Origin of the sequence: Micromonospora sp. CPCC 205539 (genome assembly GCF_036906815.1) — a bacterium.
Taxonomy (GTDB): domain Bacteria; phylum Actinomycetota; class Actinomycetes; order Mycobacteriales; family Micromonosporaceae; genus Micromonospora.
In genome coordinates, this window is sequence record NZ_JBAKHW010000011.1 from 91,615 (window position 1) to 109,635 (window position 18,021).

Consider the following 18,021-nt stretch of genomic DNA (forward strand, 5'->3'; position numbering starts at 1 on the left):
AGGGGCATGATCCAGGCACCATGGACAGGCTATGACGCTCACCGCCGCGCTGCCGACAAGCGCCGACCCCGACACCCTCTTCGACGCGTTCGCCGGTTGGGCGAAGGAGCGCGGCCTCGACCTCTATCCCCATCAGGAGGAGGCGGTCATCGAGATCGTCTCCGGCGCCAACCTGATCATGAACACGCCCACCGGCTCGGGCAAGAGCCTGGTGGCGGTCGCCGCGCACTTCGCGGCCCTCGCCGACAGCCGGACCACGTTCTACACCGCGCCGATCAAGGCGCTGGTGTCGGAGAAGTTCTTCGCCCTCTGCGAGGTCTTCGGCGCCGAGAACGTCGGCATGCTGACCGGCGACGCCAGCGTCAACGCCGACGCCCCGATCATCTGCTGCACGGCGGAGATCCTGGCCAACCTGGCGCTGCGCGAGGGCGCCAAGGCCGACGTCGGCCAAGTGATCATGGACGAGTTCCACTTCTACGCCGAGCCCGACCGGGGCTGGGCGTGGCAGGTCCCGATCATCGAGCTGCCGCAGGCCCAGTTCATCCTGATGTCCGCCACCCTGGGGGACACCACCCGGTTCGTCGACGACCTGACCCGGCGCACCGGGCGGCCGACCGCCGTCGTGCGCTCGGCCGAGCGGCCGGTCCCGCTCATCTTCTCGTACGCGATGACGCCGCTGCACGAGACCCTGGAAGAGCTGCTGGAGACCAAGCAGGCCCCGGTGTACGTCGTGCACTTCACCCAGGCCGCCGCGCTGGAACGCGCCCAGGCGCTGATGAGCGTCAACGTCTGCAGCCGCGCCGAGAAGGACATGATCGCCGAGGCCATCGGTGGGTTCCGGTTCACCTCCGGCTTCGGCAAGACGCTGTCCCGGCTGGTCCGGCACGGCATCGGCGTCCACCACGCTGGCATGCTGCCCAAGTACCGCCGGCTGGTGGAGACCCTCGCGCAGGCTGGCCTGCTCAAGGTCATCTGTGGCACCGACACCCTCGGCGTCGGCATCAACGTGCCAATCCGCACCGTGCTCTTCACCGGCCTGTCCAAGTACGACGGGGTGCGTACCCGGCTGCTCAAGAACCGCGAGTTCCACCAGATCGCCGGGCGAGCCGGCCGAGCCGGCTACGACACCATCGGCCGGGTCGTGGTGCAGGCCCCGGAGCACGTCATCGACAACGAGAAGGCCCTCGCGAAGGCCGGCGACGACCCGAAGAAGCGCCGCAAGGTGGTCCGCAAGAAGCCACCGGAGGGCTCGATCGGCTGGGGTCAGCCGACCTTCGACCGGCTGGTCGACGCCGAGCCGGAGCCGTTGACCTCCAGCTTCCAGGTCAGCCACTCGATGCTGCTCAACGTGATCGGCCGGCCCGGGGACGCGTTCACCGCGATGCGGCACCTGCTCACCGACAACCACGAGGAGCCCGCCGCCCAGCGCCGGCACATCCGCCGGGCGATCGCCATCTACCGGGCGCTACGGGCCGGCGGCGTGGTCGAGGAGCTGCCCGAGCCGGACGAGACCGGCCGACGGATCCGACTCACCGTCGACCTCCAGCTCGACTTCGCGCTCAACCAGCCGCTCTCGCCCCTCGCCCTGGCCACCATCGAGCTGCTCGACGCCGAGTCCCCCTCGTACGCCCTGGACGTGCTCTCGGTGGTCGAGTCGATCCTCGACGACCCTCGGCAGATCCTCTCCGCGCAGCAGTTCAAGGCCCGCGGCGAGGCGGTCGCCGCCATGAAGGCCGAGGGCATCGAGTACGAGGCGCGCCTCGAACTGCTCGACGAGGTGACCCACCCGAAGCCCCTCGCAGAGCTGCTGGAGGCCGCGTACGAGATGTACCGGCAGGGCCACCCCTGGGTCGCCGACCACCAGCTCTCCCCCAAGGCCATCGTCCGGGACATGTACGAGCGGGCGATGACCTTCACCGAGTACGTGCAGTTCTACGGGCTGACCCGCTCGGAGGGCCTCGTCCTGCGTTACCTGGCCGACGCGTACAAGACGCTGCGGCAGACCGTGCCCGAGGACGCCAAGACCGAGGAGCTCATCGACCTCATCGAGTGGCTGGGCGAGTTGGTCCGCCAGGTCGACTCCAGCCTCATCGACGAGTGGGAGCGGCTGCGCAACCCGTCCGACGTCGCCGAGGTGGCCCAGGCGCACGCCGCCCTGACCGACCGACCGCCAGCGGTGACCCGCAACGCGCGGGCGTTCCGGGTGCTGGTGCGCAACGCGCTGTTCCGTCGGGTCGAGCTGGCCGCGCTGCGCCGCTGGGACCTGCTCGCCGAGTTGGACGCGGGCGACGGCTGGGACTACGACGCGTGGGCCGACGCCCTGCGGCCGTACTTCGAGGCGTACGACTCGATCGGGATCGGTCCGGACGCCCGCGGCCCAGCGCTGCTCATGATCGAGCAGGGCCGGGAGCGGTGGACCGTCCGGCAGATCCTGGACGACCCGGACGGCGACCACGACTGGGGCATCAGCGCCGAGGTCGACCTGGCCGCCTCGGACGACGTCGGCGCCGCGGTCATCCGGATCACCGACGTCGGGCAGCTCTGACGTTCCGCTCTCTGGGGGCCGTCCGGTGCGTCCGGGCGGCCCCTTCTTCCGTTGATGTCACCGATCCGGGGTCCCAACCAGTCATCACTGGTGGGAGTCCGCCGGATCGAGGGAGTGCATCATGGACCAGAATCTGCACCTGCTGTTCGACCGCGCCCTGGCGGATGAGCCCGTACCGCCGCCGGGTGACCTGGCCGCCCGGGCCATGGCCACGGGCGCCGGCCTGCGTCGCCGTCGACACGGTCTGCTGGCCGCAGGCGCGGCGGGCGTGGCCACCATCTTGGCGTTGGGGGTGGTGAAGGTACCGAGTTCGTGGCGGCGACGGCGCCGAGGTTGCGGCGCACCGCGTACCTGATGTGCCGCGACTGGCACCTCGCCCAGGACCTGACGCAGATCACGTTCGCGAAGCTGTACGCCACGTGGGGCAGACTCCAGCGCACCACGAATCTTGAGGCGTACAGCCGGCGGGTCCTGATGAACGCCGTCTTCGATCAGAAGAAGCGGCGCAGCGACTCCGAGCTCGTGCTCGCCGAGCTGCCCGAGGCGCCGCACCGGCAGCCCGACGACACGGCGGAGCTGCACGTCACCCTGCTGCGGGCCCTGGCTACCCTGCCCATCCGCGACCAGGCCATCGTGGTGCTGCGTCATTGGGAGGACCAGAGTGTCGAAGCAGTGGCCGGCATCCTCGACGTGTCCGTGTCGGTGGTGAAGACCCAGAATGCCCGCTCCCTGGCCCGGCTGAGGGCGTTGCTGGGCGAGGACTTCGTGCGGATCTGACAGCTTCCGCAAGCCCGACGGGTTGTCACCTTTGTCCCTGGGCGATGTCAGGGTTGTCGATTAGAATGTATGTACTAATAGAGATCCTGACCTGGGAGGACGCCCGTGACCGCGCCCACCTCCACGCCCCTCACCCCCTACGCCACACTGCTCGGTTTCACCCGCTACGTCGACCGCAACGGCCCCACCAAAGCGACCTTCGTGGGCGGGCTCCGTAAGCAGCGGGCCAGCCGCTCCGGCTTCAACCCGCACGGCCAGTTCGTCAAGGCGCTCAAGGCCGACATCGCCTTCCACACCGGCGGCACCCACCTGACCGGCGTCATCGACGTGGTCAAGCCCCGCTGGCGCCCGCTCTACCAGGCGCTGGTGCCCGGTGCCACCACCTGGCTGCACTCCCTCGGCGAGCCGGCCGCCATCGACCTGGCCCAGACCCGCGACGCCCTGGCCATGCTGGGCGACCTACCCGTCAAGATCAACCCCCACTTCGGGGTACGGCACTCCGACGGCCGGGTCGAGGCGATCCGGCTGCACTTCGACGAGGCCCCGCCGAGCGAAGAGGCCACGCTCGCCACCCTGCACCTGATGGCCCGCCACATGGACGCGGTGCTCCCGCACGCCGAGCCGGTCCTGGTCGACGTCCGGCGCGGCCAGGCCCACCACATGCCCACCGACGCCAAGCCCGAGCAGATCGAACGCTGGCTGGCCGGCGAAGCAGCCGCCTTCCGCGCCATCTGGTCCACCGCCGCCTAACCGACTCGCCCCACCCGCACGGCGCCTGACCCGCAAGATCACGCTCGATTCAGGATGTAGTGGCCTCCGGAAGATGGGAGGCCACTACATCCTTGTTCGAGCGAGACGCTGGTCCGCGCACGTCGTCCGGCCAGGTTGAGGGTTATCCACAGGGGCAGAAATGGCCGGGCACGATCGGTCAGCCTGGAGTGCATGCCGAAAGCTCCCCGCCGGCCGCCACAATTGCGCGGTCGGATCTTCCGTGGCTCGATCGCCGTCTCGCGCGGCCTGCTGACCCGCAATGACCTACGCAGTTCCGCATGGCAGCCGCTCTTTCATGACATCTACGCCGATGCCCGCGTGAAGGTCACCCACCGGACCAGGTGCGCCGCCGTCGGGCGTTGGCTCATCCCACCCGGCGCGGCCATCGCCGGGCGTGCCGCGGCGGCATTGTATGGCTGCGCAACGCCGGCCCCGGGCGACCCCGTCGACGTGCTGGTGCCCAAGGCCAGCCGCATCGGGCCGACCGCCGGCCTACGGGTCCACCACGGCGACATCGAGCCGGGCGACGTCGTGGCTCGTGCGGGGGTCACGGTGACCAGCCCGGCGCGAACATCGTGGGACCTCGCCCGCTGGCTCGACGTGGTGGAGGCGGTGGTCGTCATCGACGCTCTGCTGGCGCACCGGCTCACCGACGTGTCGGCACTCCGGGAATACGCGCAGAGCCGGGCCGGCCGACGGGGTTGGCGATCCCTGCTACGCGCGGCCGACCTGGCCGATCCGGGCGCCGAATCCCCTCCGGAGTCCCGCACCCGGGTGCGGCTGGTGCTCGCCGGCCTGCCCCGGCCGCAGACACAGTGGGTGGTCGTCGACCGGGGCCGGTTCGTGGCCCGACTGGACCTGGCCTGGCCGGAGTTCAAGGTCGCGGTGGAGTACGACGGGCTCTGGCACGACGATCCGCTGCAGTTCCACCGGGACCGCCGGCGGCTCAACCGGTTGCTCGGCGGCGAGTGGATCGTCCTGCACGTGACCGGCAAGCGCCTACGCGAGGACTTCGACGGTTTTCTCGCCGAGGTCCGGGCCGCCCTGCGCACCCGCTCACACGGGGCGCGCTGATCGCGCTCAGAGCTGATCGCGCCCGTACCTGATCGCGCCCGTACCGGATCGCGCCCGTACCGGATCGCGCTCGAACATGATCGCGCTCGAACATGATCGCGCTCGAACATGATCGCGCTCGAACATGGATGTAGTGGCCTCCCAGACACGGGAGACCACTACATCCTGGATCGAGCACGAACACACCGCGCGGGGGCGCGCGGCGCGCAGGCCGTGCGCGGCGCGGGGTTCTATGCGGCGGGGAGGTTCTTTTGGAGGTCGTCGAGGATCTTGTTGGCGGCGGTGACGCCGATGCCGGTCATCCAGACCTCGTCGGAGACCGGGTACGCCTTGCCGGCCTTGACCGCGCTGAGGCCCTTCCAGAGGGTGCTGCCGGAGGCCTTGGCCTGCTCGGCGACGCCCTTGTCGCCGTACGCGGTCACGAAGATGACGTCACCGTCGACCTCGCTGATCCGCTCGGGGCTGACCTGGTCGAAGCGCTTGTCCTCCTTGGCCGCGAGCATCTGTCGCTCGGTACGACCCAGGCCGGTGTCACCGATCACGATGCCGGAGAAGGATTCGGGGCCGTAGACCCGGATGGCGGTGGGCATGAACCGGACGATCGACACCTTGCGGGTGGCGGCGTTGCCGAGCGACGCGCCGAACTCCTTGGCCCGCTTCTCGTACGTGCCGAGCAGATCCTTGGCCTGCTGCTCGCGGCCGAGCGCCTTACCGTCGAGGAGGAAGTTCTCCTTCCAGGTGATGCCGACCTTGTCGGTGAACACGGTCGGCGCGATGGCGGCCAGCTCGTCGTAGAACTTCTCCTGGCGGAACTTGCTGCCGAGGATGAGGTCCGGCTTGAGCGCGTTGATCGCCTCCAGGTCGGGCTCACCGAGCACCCCGACCTCCTTGATGCTGGCGAGCTTGTCCTCGCCGAAGTAGGTCGGCCAGCTCTTGGCCTCGCCTGCGGTGGCGGCGCCAACGGGCGTGATGCCCAGCGACAGCGCGGTGTCGATCTTGTCGGTGTCGAGGACGACGACGCGCTTGGGCTCCGCCGGGACCTTGGTGGTGCCCATGGCGTGGGTGATCTCCCGGGTCTCCCCGGTGGTGGAGCCGGCGACCGGGTCGCTCTCACCGCAGGCGGTGAGGCCGACGCCAAGGGCGACGGCCACGGTGAGGGCGGCGACGAGACGACGCATCAGAGTCCTTTCGAGGGGTACGAGTCGGCGAGCGGGGTGGCCGCGCCGCCGGTGGAGGGTCGGGCGTCCGGAACGGACTGGACCGACGGTTCGGGACCGGCCACGCCGGCGGACGGGACAGCGGCGGCGGACGGGACAGTGGGGCCGCCGGTGTACGCGGGCACCACCAGCGGCGCACCGGTCACCGGGCAGGGCACGACCACGCAGGCCAGCCCGAAGACATCGCGGACCAGGTCCACGGTGAGGATCTCCCGGGGCGGCCCGGCGGCCACCACCGCGCCGTCGCGCATCGCGACCAGGTGGTCGGCGTAGCGGGCGGCCTGGTTCAGGTCGTGCAGCACGGCGACCACGGTGCGGCCGCGCTCGACGCGCAGCCGGTGCAGCAGGTCCAGCACCTCGACCTGGTGGGCCAGGTCGAGGAAGGTCGTCGGCTCGTCCAGCAGCAGGGCGTCGGTGTCCTGGGCCAGGGTCATGGCGATCCACACCCGCTGCCGCTGGCCGCCGGAGAGGCTGTCCACCGGCCGGTCGGCCAGGCCGGTCACGTCGGCCAGGGCCATGGCCTCGTCCACCGCCGCGCCGTCCTCGGGCGACCACTGCCGCCACCACCGCTGGTACGGCTGCCGACCTCGCCCGACCAGGTCGGCCACGGTGACGCCTTCGGGCACCAGTGGGCTCTGCGGCAGCACGCCGAGCCGGCGGGCCACCTCCCGGGTCGGCAGGTCGCGGATGGCGGTGCCGTCCAGCAGCACCGTGCCGCGTCGCGGAGTGAGCAGTCGGGCCATGGTCCGCAGCAGGGTCGACTTGCCGCAGGCGTTCGGCCCGACGATCACGGTGAACGCGTCGGTGGGCAGGTCCAGGTCGAGCCCGTCGAGCACGGTCCGCTCGTCGTAGCCGGCGACCAGGTCGCGGGTGGAGAGCATCACACGACTCCTTGAGGCGTCACGACGACCGCCGCCGGCCACGCAGCAGCAGGAAGATCAGGTACGGGCCACCGATCGCGGCGGTCAACACACCGGCCGGCAGTTGGGTGGGTGCGAGCAGCCGCCGGCCGGCCAGGTCTGCCAGCACCAGCAGCAGTGCGCCGAGCAGCGCCGAGCAGATCAGCGGCGGCCGTTCGGCCCGGACCAGTCGCCGGGCCACCTGGGGTGCGACCAGCGCCACGAAGTCGACGGCGCCGACCTGCGCGGTGACCATCGCGGCGACGAGTACGCCGGCGCTGGCGAGGCCGATCCGGCGGGCCACCGGGCGCAGCCCGACGCCGCGCGCCGTGTCGTCGTCCAGCGCGGTGCTGTTCAGTGCCCAACCGGCCCAGCCCAGCACCGGCAGCAGCACCAGAAGGGTGCCGCCGATCCAGGCCGCCTCGGTCCAGCCCTTGCCGGCCAGGGTGCCGATCAGCCAGAGCTGCGCCCGCTGACCGTCGACCGGGTCGGCGCTGAGCATGACGACCTCGGTCAGGGCCCGGAAGGCGAAGGCGACCGCCACCCCGGCGAGCACGAACCGCTGCGCGGCGAGTCCGTGCTTGGCACCGAGGGCGAACAGCAGCACCGCGGCGACCAGCCCGCCCACCAGCGCGCCGGGTGCCACCAGCACGGCGGCCGCCCCGCTGGTCAACGCCACGGTCGCGGCGAGGCCGGCGCCCTGGGTGATGCCGATGACGTCCGGGCTCGCGAGGGGGTTGCGCGCCACGCTCTGGATCAGCGTGCCGGCCACGCCGAAGGCCGCACCCGCCACCGCGGCCAGCACGATCCGGGGCAGCCGAAGATCAAAGACAACGAGGTCGTACGGGGTGCCGGCGCCGGAGAGCGCGCGCAGCACGTCGGCCGGGGCGACGTACGGGGTGCCCAGCGACAGGCTGAGCACCACCGCCAGCAGGAGCAGCACGGTCAGCGCGACGGCCACCAGCACCGCGCGGCGGCGGATCTGCACGCTCACCGGGCCGACCCGCAGCAGTGACCGACCGGGCAGCCGAGCCGCATCGGCACCGGACGGCATGACGGCATCGGATGGGCGGGACATGGTGCTCACGCGGTCACCACCTCGCAGCGGACCAGCACGGCGCGCGACGGCGCGAGGGTGGCGGCCGGGACGTCGAACGGGCGGGCAGCGGTGCTCACGCGGTCACCACCTTGGCGCGGCGGACCAGCACGGCCAGCAGCGGCGCGCCGATCAGGGCGGTGACGATCCCGGCCGGTATCTCGCCGGGCGGGGCGACGAGTCGACCGACGACGTCGGCGCCGAGCAGCAGCGCCGGCCCGAGCAGGGCGGAGACGGCCAGGGTCCAGCGGTGGTCCGCGCCGACCAGGGCACGGGCCAGGTGCGGCACGGCCAGCCCGACGAAGGCGATCGGCCCGGCCGCCGCGACCGCCGCTCCGGTCAGCAGCACCGCCGCGAGGCCACCGCCGAGGCGGACCAGGCCGATCCGGTGGCCAAGGCCCCGGGCCACGTCGTCGCCGAGGGCCAGCGCGTCCAGGCCCCGGGCCACCAGGGCGGCCAGCAGCAGGCCGGCGAGGACGAAGGGCAGCACCTGCAGGGCGACCGACAGGTCGCGGCCGGCCAGCGCGCCGACCACCCAGAACCGGTACTCCTCGAAGGTGCGGGTGTCGATGCTGAGCAGCGCGTACACCCCGGAGGCGAGGCTGGCGTCGAGCGCCGCGCCGACCAGCGCGAGGGTGACCGGGCTGGCACCCTCGCGGGCGCGGGTGGCGATGGCGAAGACCAGCAGCCCGGCGAGCAGCGCCCCGGCGATGCCGAACCAGACGTATCCGGCGAGCGTGCTGACGCCGAAGACGGAGATCGCCAGCACCACGCCGAACGATGCGCCGGCGCTGATCCCGAGGATGCGCGGCTCCGCGAGGGGGTTGCGGGTGAGCGCCTGGAACAGCACACCGGCCACGGCGAGCGCGAGCCCGACGGCGAGGCCGAGCGCGGTACGCGGCATCCGCAGCTCGCGGACGATGGTGCTGGCCTCGCCGCCGTCCGGCGCCACGAGGGCATGCCAGACCTGGTCGACACCCAGCTCCCGGCTGCCGAGCGCGAAGCTGGCCAGCACGGCGAGCAGCAGTGCCAGCGCGGCGGCGACGGTGACGGCCACCCGGCGGCCGGTACGGGTGCCGGACCGGTTGCGGGCCGGGGTCGGCCGGGCGGCGAGGGCGGTCACGAGTCTCCTGCACGTTCAAGCTTAGGATCGCCTTACCTTAGCCGACCTGCGGGAAGTGGCCTAACCGGCGTCCGTCGATCCCGTCCCGAGACGGCCCGGCACGGGCCGAGAGCCGCCGTCCCCGGCCGCCGTACCACCGCGCGGCAGCACGTGCAGGGGCCGCATCATCTCGTTGTCCTCGTGCTCCAACAGGTGGCAGTGCCAGGCGAAGCGGCCCGGCAGGTCGAAGTGCGCCTTGATCCGGGTCACCTCACCCGGGTACGCGAGCACCGTGTCGAACGCGCCCCGGTCCGCCGGGCCGGGACGCGACCTGCCCGAACGGCCCCGGCCGAGCAGCTCGAACTGAACCTGGTGCAGGTGGATCGGGTGCACGTGCCCGGTGAAGTTGTGCAGCTCCCATTCCTCGGTGGCACCGAGGGTCGGCCGCTCGGTGGCCGGGTCGCTCCAGCGCAACGGCAGGCCCCGGCCGCGCTCGTCGAGAATGCCGAGCAGCATGGCTGTCGGCCCCGACGTCAACCTGCGGGACGTCCGATCGTTGAGGGACAGCTGTCGTACCCGCTCGGCCGGCCCGAGCCGACGACGCGACGGCAACCGCAGTTGCTCCGGCGGCACGCTCCGGTCCACGCCGGTCGCCTCGGTGACCACGAAGCGCAACACCTGCCCGGTGGTCCGCGGGTCGGCTGGCGCGAAGTCCACCCCGGGCCCGCCGCCGCCGTACGTCCCGTCCGGCCCCTCGTTGACGAGGTAGAGCTCGGTACCCGCCGGTACGTCGGTGAAGTCGACGATGGCGTCGACCCGCTGGGCGGGGCCGAGCGGCACGCGTTCGTGCGGCACCGGCTCGGGCAGGAAGCCGCCGTCGCTGCCGATCTGCCAGACCGGCAGCACCGGGCGGGCCGGCCGCGCGGTGGCGTGCGCGACCACGCTGAGCAGCAGGAACCGACTGTTGCACCCGTTGAGCAGCCGGAATCGGTAGCGTCGGCGCTGCACCGTCAGGGTGGGCCAGGTGCGGCCGTTCACCACCATGGTGGCGCCGGCGAACCCCGATCTCCAGATCGGCGGCACACCGCTGCGCGACGCCTGGTGGCCGTCGGCGCGGTGTCCGCCCGGGTACGCGAGGTCGCCGTCGGCGGTGAAGCTCCGATCCTGGATCATCAGCGGTATGTCGTGGTACCGGGCGTCCGGCGGGTCGTCTCTGGCCGGCGCCGGGCCGGGCAGCACCCCCTCCGGCAGGTCGTCGTCCCCGCCGCCGAGCAGGTAGAACCCGGCCGGTCCGGCGTAGACGTTCTCCCGGGTGAGCCCGAGCGTGTGGTCGTGGTACCAGAGGGTGCAGGGCCGCTGGTCGTTGGCGTACTCGAAGGTGGCCGAACCCGGCGCCCAGCGCAGACCGGAACGCTCCGCGAAGCGGGACCGGAATTCGCCGTACACCCCGCCGCTCACGGCGAAGTCGGGCGGTACGTCACGGGCCACCGGCAGGTACCACGCCTCGGAGTGGCCGTCGCTCTCCTGCGTGCTGTGCCCGCCGTGCAGGTGCACGACCTGGGGCACCGGCCCGCGGTACCCCTGGGGGTTGCCGTCCCAACGGCCGTGCCGGTCCCGGTGGGCCGTCCCGCCGGGCGGGTTGGCCCAGTGCAGGGTCGGGTCCACCGGCAGCAGGTGCGGCAGGTAGTCACCGCGGCCGTCGACGAGCTGGTTGAGCCAGGTCACTCGGACCGGGCGGTCCACCCGCGCCATGATGCTGGGCGCCGGATAGCCGAAGCTGCCGGCGTGGGCGGTGGAGCCGTAACCCCACACGGTGGTGCGGGGCCACGGCGGGGGCAAAATCTGCTGGCGGAACTGTCGCACCGCGATCACGTACGTGTCCCGCTCCGGACCGCTCGCCACCGCCGGCATGGCCGGTGGGATCCGCAGCGGCGTGACGTACTTCGGAATCCCGCTGGCATCCAGCGGTGCCGCCGCGGCGAGCGCCCGGCCGGACGCCGCCCAGCCCGCCGGGACCAGGACCGTGGCGCCACCGGCGGCACCCGCGGCGAGCAGCCGTCGTCTGGTGACCATGCCTCGTACCTCCCGTTCGCTCCCGGTCCCCACGATAGGGGAACAAGTTTCGCAATAGCCATCAAGAAGGACGGAACCCAGAATCGCCTCCGAAAGGGGGACAGCCGGACGCACGGCCCTCAATCGGGCCATAGGGTGTGGGCATGCGATTCGACCAGCACACGGTCGTCCTCCTGATCCGACCGTCGGATCCGCCGGAGCTGCCGCAGGACGCGATCGACCGGCTGCAGGACGCGCACCTGGCCCACCAGGCGGGGCTCGTCGAACAGGGACTGGTGCTCGCGGCCGGGCCGTTCCTGCACCCCGACGACGACACGCTGCGGGGCTTCGTCGTGCTCTCCATCGCCCCGGACGAGGCCCGCGCGCTCTACGCCGACGACCCGGCCGTACGGGCCGGCCGGCTGGCCGCGCGGGTGACGAGCTGGCTGGTGCCGGAGGGCAACGTCCGGTTCGAGAGCGTGCCGATGCCCCGGTCGATGCTCGAGGCGGCGGCCGGCGACTGAGCGCCGCGCCGGTCAGCCGGCCGTGGCGCTCCCGGCCTCCGAGGGCAGCTCCGCGAGCGGGACCACCCGCAGGGCGTCCACCGGGCCGACGATCACCCGCAGCGCCGGGAAGTAGTCCCGCAGCAGCTCCTGGCATCGGCCGCACGGCGGGACGACCTCGCGCCCCCGGTCGGCGACCGTGACAATCGTCTCCAGCGCGGTCACGCCCTGCGTCGCGGCGGTGCCGACGAGGACCGGTTCGGCGCAGGACCCGCCGCTGCCGTGGTGGACGTTCACGCCGGTGAAGACCCGACCGTCGGCGGTCCGGGCGGCCGCCGCGACCGTGTGGCGCTGGCTGCGGCAGCGCAGCTTGGCGACCGCCGTGGCGGCCTGCACCAGTGCCCGGTCGGTGTCCCGCAGCTCCATCCCGGCTCCCCCGCTCGACGTCGGCCGCCAACTCTAGACGGCCGGACGTCCGCCGGTAGATCGACTACGCCGGTAACCCAGGGGCGGTCCGGCGGCGGGCTGCCTATCCTTGCGTACGACATGCAGAATCCAGCCGCCTCCGCCGCGACCGAACCCGTCCGCGAGCTGCACCGCCGCCTCACCCCCCTGATGTTCCGCGACCAGCGCCGGCTCCAGCGGCGGCTGGACGGTGCCCGCAAGCTGCGCGACCCGCAGCGCCGGGACGCGGCACTCGCCGAGATCACCGCCGACGTGGGCCGGGCCGAGCAGCGGCTCGCAGCCCGCCAGGCGGCGGTGCCCGTGATCACGTACCCGGCGGGGCTGCCGGTCAGCGAGCGCAAGGACGACATCGCCGCCGCCATCCGGGACCACCAGGTGGTGATCGTGGCCGGCGAGACCGGCTCCGGCAAGACCACCCAGCTACCCAAGATCTGCCTGGAGCTGGGGCGCGGGGTGCACGGGCTGATCGGGCACACCCAGCCCCGGCGGCTGGCCGCCCGCACGGTGGCCGACCGGATCGCCGACGAGCTGGGCACCGAGCTGGGCGACGTGGTCGGCTACAAGGTCCGCTTCACCGACCAGGTCAGCGAGCGCAGCCTGGTCAAGTTGATGACCGACGGCATCCTGCTGGCCGAGTTGCAGACCGACCGGATGCTGCGCCAGTACGACACGTTGATCATCGACGAGGCCCACGAGCGCAGCCTCAACATCGACTTCATCCTCGGGTACCTGCGCGAGCTGCTGCCCCGTCGGCCCGACCTCAAGGTGATCATCACCTCGGCGACCATCGAGACCGACCGCTTCGCCCGGCACTTCGCCGGGCCGCCGACGGCCGACGAGCCGGAGGGCGTGCCCGCGCCGGTGGTCGAGGTCTCGGGGCGGACCTATCCGGTGGAGGTGCGCTACCGGCCGCTGGTCGAGGTCGCCGAGGGCGAGGAGGACGGCGACGCCGACGAGGAGACCGTCCGCGATCAGATCCAGGCGATCTCCGACGCCGTCGAGGAGCTGGCCGCCGAGGGCCCCGGCGACATCCTGGTCTTCCTCAGCGGCGAGCGGGAGATCCGGGACACCGCCGACGCACTCGGCAAGCTGGTGCAGAAGAAACGCTCGCTGCTCGGCACCGAGATCCTGCCGCTGTACGCCCGGCTCTCCGCGGCCGAGCAGCACCGGGTCTTCGCCGCGCACACCGCGCGTCGCGTGGTGCTCGCCACGAACGTCGCGGAGACCTCGCTGACCGTGCCCGGCATCAAGTACGTGGTGGACCCGGGCTCGGCCCGGATCTCCCGCTACTCCAGCCGGCTGAAGGTGCAACGGCTGCCGATCGAACCGGTCTCCCAGGCGTCGGCCAACCAGCGCAAGGGCCGCTGCGGTCGCACCTCGGACGGCATCTGCATCCGCCTCTACGACGAACAGGACTTCCTGTCCCGGCCGGAGTTCACCGACCCGGAGATCCTGCGCACCAACCTGGCATCGGTCATCCTCCAGATGACCGCGATCGGGCTCGGCGACCTCGCGGCGTTCCCGTTCATCGACCCGCCGGACAAGCGCAACATCGCCGACGGCGCCAACCTGCTGCACGAGTTGGGGGCGCTGGACCCGACCGAGCCCGACCCGTCGAAGCGCCTCACCGCGCTGGGCCGGCGGCTGGCCCAGTTGCCGGTCGACCCCCGGTTGGCCCGGATGGTGGTCGAGGGCGAGCGCAACGGGTGCGCCACCGAGGTGGTGGTGATCGCCGCCGCGCTCTCCATTCAGGACCCGCGGGAACGCCCCGCCGAGAAGCAGGCCCAGGCCGACCAGGCGCACGCCCGGTTCACCGACCGGGAATCCGACTTCGTCGCGCTGCTCAACCTCTGGCGGTACCTGCGCGAGCAGCAGCGGGAGCTCTCCTCCAGCGCGTTCCGCCGGATGTGCAAGGCGGAGTACCTGAACTACCTGCGTGTCCGCGAATGGCAGGACATCGTGGGCCAGTTGCGCCAGGTGCTGCGTACCCCGGCCGAGGGCGACCGGCGCGGCGGGCGACCGGCGCGGGACACGGCGGCCGGCGCGGACGCCGGCCAGGGTGACGGCCGCCGCACCGCCGACCTGCCGGAGGAGATCGACACCCCGAAGGTGCACCAGTCCCTGCTACCCGGCCTGCTGTCGCACATCGGTTTGAAGGACACCCAGAAGCACGAGTACCTGGGCGCGCGAGGAGCGAAGTTCGCCCTGTTCCCGGGCTCGGCCCTGTTCAAGAAGCCACCGCGGTGGGTGATGGCCGCCGAGCTGGTGGAGACCTCCCGGCTCTGGGGCCGGATCGCCGGCCGGGTCGAGCCGGAATGGGTCGAGCCGCTCGCGCAGCACCTGGTCAAGCGCAGCTACAGCGAGCCGCACTGGGAGAAGAAGCAGGCCGCGGTGATGGCCTACGAGAAGGTCACCCTGTACGGCGTCCCGCTGGTCACCTCCCGCAAGGTCAATTTCGGTCGGATCGACCCGGTGCTGAGCCGGGAGCTGTTCATCCGGCACGCCCTCGTCGAGGGCGACTGGCAGACCCACCACCAGTTCTGGGCGGACAACAAGCGGCTGCTGGCCGAGATCGAGGAGTTGGAGAGTCGGGCCCGACGCCGGGACATCCTGGTCGACGACGAGACCATCTTCGGCTTCTACGATCAGCGGATCCCGGCCGACGTGTCCTCCGGCCGACACTTCGACAGCTGGTGGAAGACGGCTCGCCGGGACAAGCCCGACCTGCTCACCTTCACCCGTGAACTGCTGGTCAACGACGGCCGGCCGGGGGTCGACGAGGACGACTACCCGGACGAGTGGCAGGCGCACGGGGTGAGTCTGCCGCTGACCTACCGGTTCGAGCCGGGTACGCCGACCGACGGCGTCACCGTGGACATCCCGTTGCCGCTGCTCAACCAGGTGCCGGCGGAGAGCTTCGACTGGCAGGTGCCGGGGCTGCGCGAGGAGACGGTGATCGCGCTGATCCGCTCGCTGCCCAAGGCGCTGCGCCGCAACTTCGTCCCGGTGCCGGACTTCGCCCGGGCCGCCCTGGCCGCGATCACCCCTGGCGAGGAAGGGCTGCTGGACGCGCTCACCCGGCAACTGCGCCGGATGACCGGGGTCACCGTGCCGCGCGACGCCTGGGAACCGGGCAAGCTCCCGGCGCACCTGCGGGTCACCTTCCGGGTGCTCGACGACGAGGACAAGCCGGTCGCCGAGGGCAAGGACCTGCCGGCCCTGCAACGCCAGCTCCGCCAGGAGGTACGCCAGGTCGTGGCGGCCGCCGCGCCGGAGGTGGCCCGCACCGGGCTGCGCGAGTGGAGCATCGGCACCCTGCCGCGGACCCTCGAGCAGGTCCGTGCCGGCTACGCGGTGACCGCGTACCCGGCGCTGGTCGACGAGGGCGCCACCGTCGGGGTGAAGGTGTTCGACTCCCCCGGCGAGGCGGAGGCGGCGCACTGGGCCGGCACCCGCCGACTGCTGCGGCTCACCGTGCCCTCCCCGGCGCGGTTCCTGCAGGGCCGGCTGAGCAACGAGGCGAAGCTCGCGTTGAGCCGCAACCCGCACGGCGGCGTGCAGGGGCTGATCGAGGACGCGGCGGGCGCGGCGATCGACCGGCTGATCGGCGAGGCCGGCGGGCCGGCCTGGGACGCCGACGGGTTCGCGGCGGTGCGGGAGAAGGTCCGTGCCGACCTGGTCGACACGGTGGTCGAGGTGATGGACCGGGTCCGCAAGGTGCTCGCCGCCGCGTACGTCGTCGAGCAGCGGCTCGGCGCCACCCGCAACCTGGCCGTGGTGGCCGCGCTGGCCGACATCCGCAAGCAGCTCGCCGGCCTGGTGCACGCCGGTTTCATCACCGAGACCGGGTACGCACGACTGCCCGACCTGCTGCGCTACCTCACCGCGATCGAGCGTCGGCTGGACCGGCTCGGGGGCAATCCGCAGCGGGACCGCCAGCAGCAGGACCGGGTCGCGGCCGTGCAGAAGGAGTACGACGACCTGCTGGCCGCACTGCCTCCGGCACGTCGACAGGAGACCGCGGTCCGGCAGATCCGCTGGATGATCGAGGAGCTGCGGGTGAATGTCTTCGCCCAGGCGCTGGGCACCCCGTACCCCGTCTCCGAGCAGCGGATCTACCGGGCGATGGACGACGCCGAGGGCCGCTGACCCGACTCCACTCGGGTCGGCGGCCGGCACCCCGCCGCGCCGATCTAGCCCCGCCGCGCCCGTCTAGCCCCGCCGCGCCCGTCTAGCCCGCCGCGCCCGTCTAGCCCGCCGCGCCCGTCTAGCCCTGCCGCGCCCGTCTAGCCCGCCGCGCCCGTCTAGCCCGCCGCGCCCGTCTAGCCCGCCGCGCCGATCTAGGGCAGATGGCTGCTACCTGATCTTCAGTGACGACGATCTGCCCTAGATCGGCGCGCGGCCGGCGGGTCGGGGCGCCGGCGCGGGCCGGCGCTGGACGGGTCAGTGTGCCTGGACGGAGAGGCCTCGGGAGGCCGGGACATTGCGGACCGAGCTGGTGAGCGCGGTGCTGCGGGACTCCGCGGCGGTGGGCGACCACCAGGCCCGGTTCTCCCGGTACCAGCGGAAGACCTCGGTCAGCCCGTCCTCGAACCGGATCTGCGGCTCGAAGCCGAGCTCCTCGGTGATCTTGCGGAAGTCGAGTGAGTAGCGCTGATCCTGCACCTTCCGGTCCGGTACGTGTCGGACCCGCTCCCAGCCGGCGCCGGCCAGCCGCAGGATCCGCTCGGTGAGCGCGCGGTTGGTCAGCTCGACGTCGCCGCCGATGTTGTAGACCTCGCCGGCGCGGCCCTTGGCCAGCACCAGCGCGATGGCCCGGCAGTGGTCGTCCACGTGCAGCCACTCACGGACCGCGCTGCCGTCGCCGTGCAGGGTGATGTCCTGGCCGGTGAGCAGACTCGTGACGAAGCGCGGGATGACCTTCTCGACGTGCTGGTACGGCCCGTAGTTGTTGGCGCAGCGGGTGATCGACACGTCCACGTCGTAGGTGCGCCAGTAGGAGCGGACCACGCAGTCGCTGGCCGCCTTCGAGGCCGCGTACGGCGAGTTGGGTTCCAGGACGCAGCGCTCGTCCCAGGAACCCTCACTGATCGAGCCGTACACCTCGTCGGTGGAGACGTGCACCACCCGGCTGACGCCGCTGCGGGCGCAGGCTGCCAACAGGTGGTGCGAGCCCATCACGTTGGTCTCGAAGAACGGCGCCGGGTCGTCGATCGAGCGGTCGACGTGCGACTCGGCGGCGAAGTGCACCACCGCATCGTGCCCGGGCACCACCTCGGCGAGCAGTTGCCGGTCGCAGATGTCGCCGCGGACGAAGGTCAACCGGGGGTGGGCCGCCGGCAGGTTGGCCCGGTCACTGGCGTAGGTCAGCTTGTCGATCACTGTGACGTCGCAGTGCTCGAACCCCACATAGCAGCCGCCGAGCAGACTCCGCGCGAAGTGCGACCCGATGAAGCCGGCGCCGCCAGTAACGAGGATCCTCATGTGTGGCCTCCCTGCCGGCGAGACGCGTCACCGGCG

Annotated in this window: 14 protein-coding genes; 7 read left to right on the forward strand and 7 right to left on the reverse strand. The window is 72.1% G+C overall.

Going from position 1 to position 18,021, the window contains the following annotated elements; all coding sequences use genetic code 11:
- Window positions 1-31: 31 nt before the first annotated feature.
- The 5 genes from V6V47_RS12325 (at window position 32) to V6V47_RS12345 (ending at window position 5,167) form a co-directional block, all read left to right on the forward strand.
- On the forward strand, window positions 32-2,545 hold the full coding sequence (locus V6V47_RS12325; RefSeq protein WP_334628282.1) for a DEAD/DEAH box helicase: 2,514 nt from the start codon (window positions 32-34) through the stop codon (window positions 2,543-2,545).
- 121 nt (window positions 2,546-2,666) lie between these two features.
- The gene (locus V6V47_RS12330) at window positions 2,667-2,900 is read left to right on the forward strand and encodes a hypothetical protein (protein WP_334628284.1); all 234 of its coding nucleotides are present in this window, start codon (window positions 2,667-2,669) and stop codon (window positions 2,898-2,900) included.
- Window positions 2,858-3,322 (forward strand): SigE family RNA polymerase sigma factor, encoded by a 465-nt coding sequence (locus tag V6V47_RS12335; protein WP_334628285.1) that lies wholly within the window; start codon window positions 2,858-2,860, stop codon window positions 3,320-3,322. Before V6V47_RS12330 ends, V6V47_RS12335 begins: the two co-directional genes overlap by 43 nt.
- Window positions 3,323-3,427: 105 nt before the next feature.
- Window positions 3,428-4,072 carry a hypothetical protein gene (locus tag V6V47_RS12340; RefSeq protein WP_334628286.1) on the forward strand — a complete coding sequence of 215 codons (645 nt, stop codon included), beginning with the start codon at window positions 3,428-3,430 and terminating at the stop codon, window positions 4,070-4,072.
- A gap of 192 nt (window positions 4,073-4,264) precedes the next feature.
- The gene (locus tag V6V47_RS12345; RefSeq protein ID WP_334628287.1) at window positions 4,265-5,167 is read left to right on the forward strand and encodes a hypothetical protein; all 903 of its coding nucleotides are present in this window, start codon (window positions 4,265-4,267) and stop codon (window positions 5,165-5,167) included.
- A 230-nt stretch (window positions 5,168-5,397) separates the two neighbouring features.
- Here the strand turns inward: V6V47_RS12345 and V6V47_RS12350 are convergent, their stop codons facing one another.
- From V6V47_RS12350 to V6V47_RS12370, 5 genes are all read right to left on the reverse strand, one after another.
- Entirely contained in the window at window positions 5,398-6,345 is a 948-nt protein-coding gene (locus V6V47_RS12350) for an ABC transporter substrate-binding protein (protein WP_334628288.1), read from the reverse strand.
- Window positions 6,345-7,265: an ABC transporter ATP-binding protein gene (locus V6V47_RS12355; protein ID WP_334628289.1), complete on the reverse strand. Its 921-nt coding sequence runs from the start codon at window positions 7,263-7,265 to the stop codon at window positions 6,345-6,347. Before V6V47_RS12355 ends, V6V47_RS12350 begins: the two co-directional genes overlap by 1 nt.
- Before the next feature lie 19 nt (window positions 7,266-7,284).
- Window positions 7,285-8,361, reverse strand: a complete 1,077-nt coding sequence (locus V6V47_RS12360; RefSeq protein ID WP_334628371.1) for a FecCD family ABC transporter permease — start codon at window positions 8,359-8,361, stop codon at window positions 7,285-7,287.
- A 94-nt stretch (window positions 8,362-8,455) separates the two neighbouring features.
- On the reverse strand, window positions 8,456-9,502 hold the full coding sequence (locus tag V6V47_RS12365) for a FecCD family ABC transporter permease (protein ID WP_334628290.1): 1,047 nt from the start codon (window positions 9,500-9,502) through the stop codon (window positions 8,456-8,458).
- 60 nt (window positions 9,503-9,562) lie between these two features.
- On the reverse strand, window positions 9,563-11,554 hold the full coding sequence (locus V6V47_RS12370; RefSeq protein WP_334628291.1) for a multicopper oxidase family protein: 1,992 nt from the start codon (window positions 11,552-11,554) through the stop codon (window positions 9,563-9,565).
- A 143-nt stretch (window positions 11,555-11,697) separates the two neighbouring features.
- Here V6V47_RS12370 and V6V47_RS12375 point away from each other — a divergent pair, with 143 nt between their 5' ends.
- Window positions 11,698-12,057 carry a YciI family protein gene (locus tag V6V47_RS12375; protein ID WP_334628292.1) on the forward strand — a complete coding sequence of 120 codons (360 nt, stop codon included), beginning with the start codon at window positions 11,698-11,700 and terminating at the stop codon, window positions 12,055-12,057.
- A 12-nt stretch (window positions 12,058-12,069) separates the two neighbouring features.
- On the opposite strand, the gene V6V47_RS12380 is transcribed toward V6V47_RS12375, so the two are convergent.
- Window positions 12,070-12,462 (reverse strand): cytidine deaminase, encoded by a 393-nt coding sequence (locus V6V47_RS12380; RefSeq protein ID WP_334628293.1) that lies wholly within the window; start codon window positions 12,460-12,462, stop codon window positions 12,070-12,072.
- Between the two features lie 120 nt (window positions 12,463-12,582).
- Here V6V47_RS12380 and hrpA point away from each other — a divergent pair, with 120 nt between their 5' ends.
- Window positions 12,583-16,650 (forward strand): ATP-dependent RNA helicase HrpA, encoded by a 4,068-nt coding sequence (gene hrpA, locus V6V47_RS12385; RefSeq protein ID WP_334628294.1) that lies wholly within the window; start codon window positions 12,583-12,585, stop codon window positions 16,648-16,650.
- Between the two features lie 294 nt (window positions 16,651-16,944).
- On the opposite strand, the gene rfbB is transcribed toward hrpA, so the two are convergent.
- Window positions 16,945-17,985, reverse strand: a complete 1,041-nt coding sequence (rfbB, locus tag V6V47_RS12390) for a dTDP-glucose 4,6-dehydratase (RefSeq protein WP_334628295.1) — start codon at window positions 17,983-17,985, stop codon at window positions 16,945-16,947.
- Window positions 17,986-18,021: the final 36 nt, after the last annotated feature.

Excerpts from the sequence above, each read along its gene's own strand:
- V6V47_RS12325 (WP_334628282.1), top strand. The coding sequence starts at position 32 with ATGACGCTCACCGCCGCGCTGCCGACAAGCGCCGACCCCGACACCCTC.
- V6V47_RS12330 (WP_334628284.1), top strand. The coding sequence starts at position 2,667 with ATGGACCAGAATCTGCACCTGCTGTTCGACCGCGCCCTGGCGGATGAG.
- V6V47_RS12345 (WP_334628287.1), top strand. The coding sequence starts at position 4,265 with ATGCCGAAAGCTCCCCGCCGGCCGCCACAATTGCGCGGTCGGATCTTC.
- V6V47_RS12350 (WP_334628288.1), bottom strand. The coding sequence starts at position 6,345 with ATGCGTCGTCTCGTCGCCGCCCTCACCGTGGCCGTCGCCCTTGGCGTC.
- V6V47_RS12355 (WP_334628289.1), bottom strand. The coding sequence starts at position 7,265 with ATGCTCTCCACCCGCGACCTGGTCGCCGGCTACGACGAGCGGACCGTG.
- V6V47_RS12360 (WP_334628371.1), bottom strand. The coding sequence starts at position 8,361 with ATGTCCCGCCCATCCGATGCCGTCATGCCGTCCGGTGCCGATGCGGCT.
- V6V47_RS12370 (WP_334628291.1), bottom strand. The coding sequence starts at position 11,554 with ATGGTCACCAGACGACGGCTGCTCGCCGCGGGTGCCGCCGGTGGCGCC.
- V6V47_RS12375 (WP_334628292.1), top strand. The coding sequence starts at position 11,698 with ATGCGATTCGACCAGCACACGGTCGTCCTCCTGATCCGACCGTCGGAT.
- V6V47_RS12380 (WP_334628293.1), bottom strand. The coding sequence starts at position 12,462 with ATGGAGCTGCGGGACACCGACCGGGCACTGGTGCAGGCCGCCACGGCG.
- hrpA (WP_334628294.1), top strand. The coding sequence starts at position 12,583 with ATGCAGAATCCAGCCGCCTCCGCCGCGACCGAACCCGTCCGCGAGCTG.
- rfbB (WP_334628295.1), bottom strand. The coding sequence starts at position 17,985 with ATGAGGATCCTCGTTACTGGCGGCGCCGGCTTCATCGGGTCGCACTTC.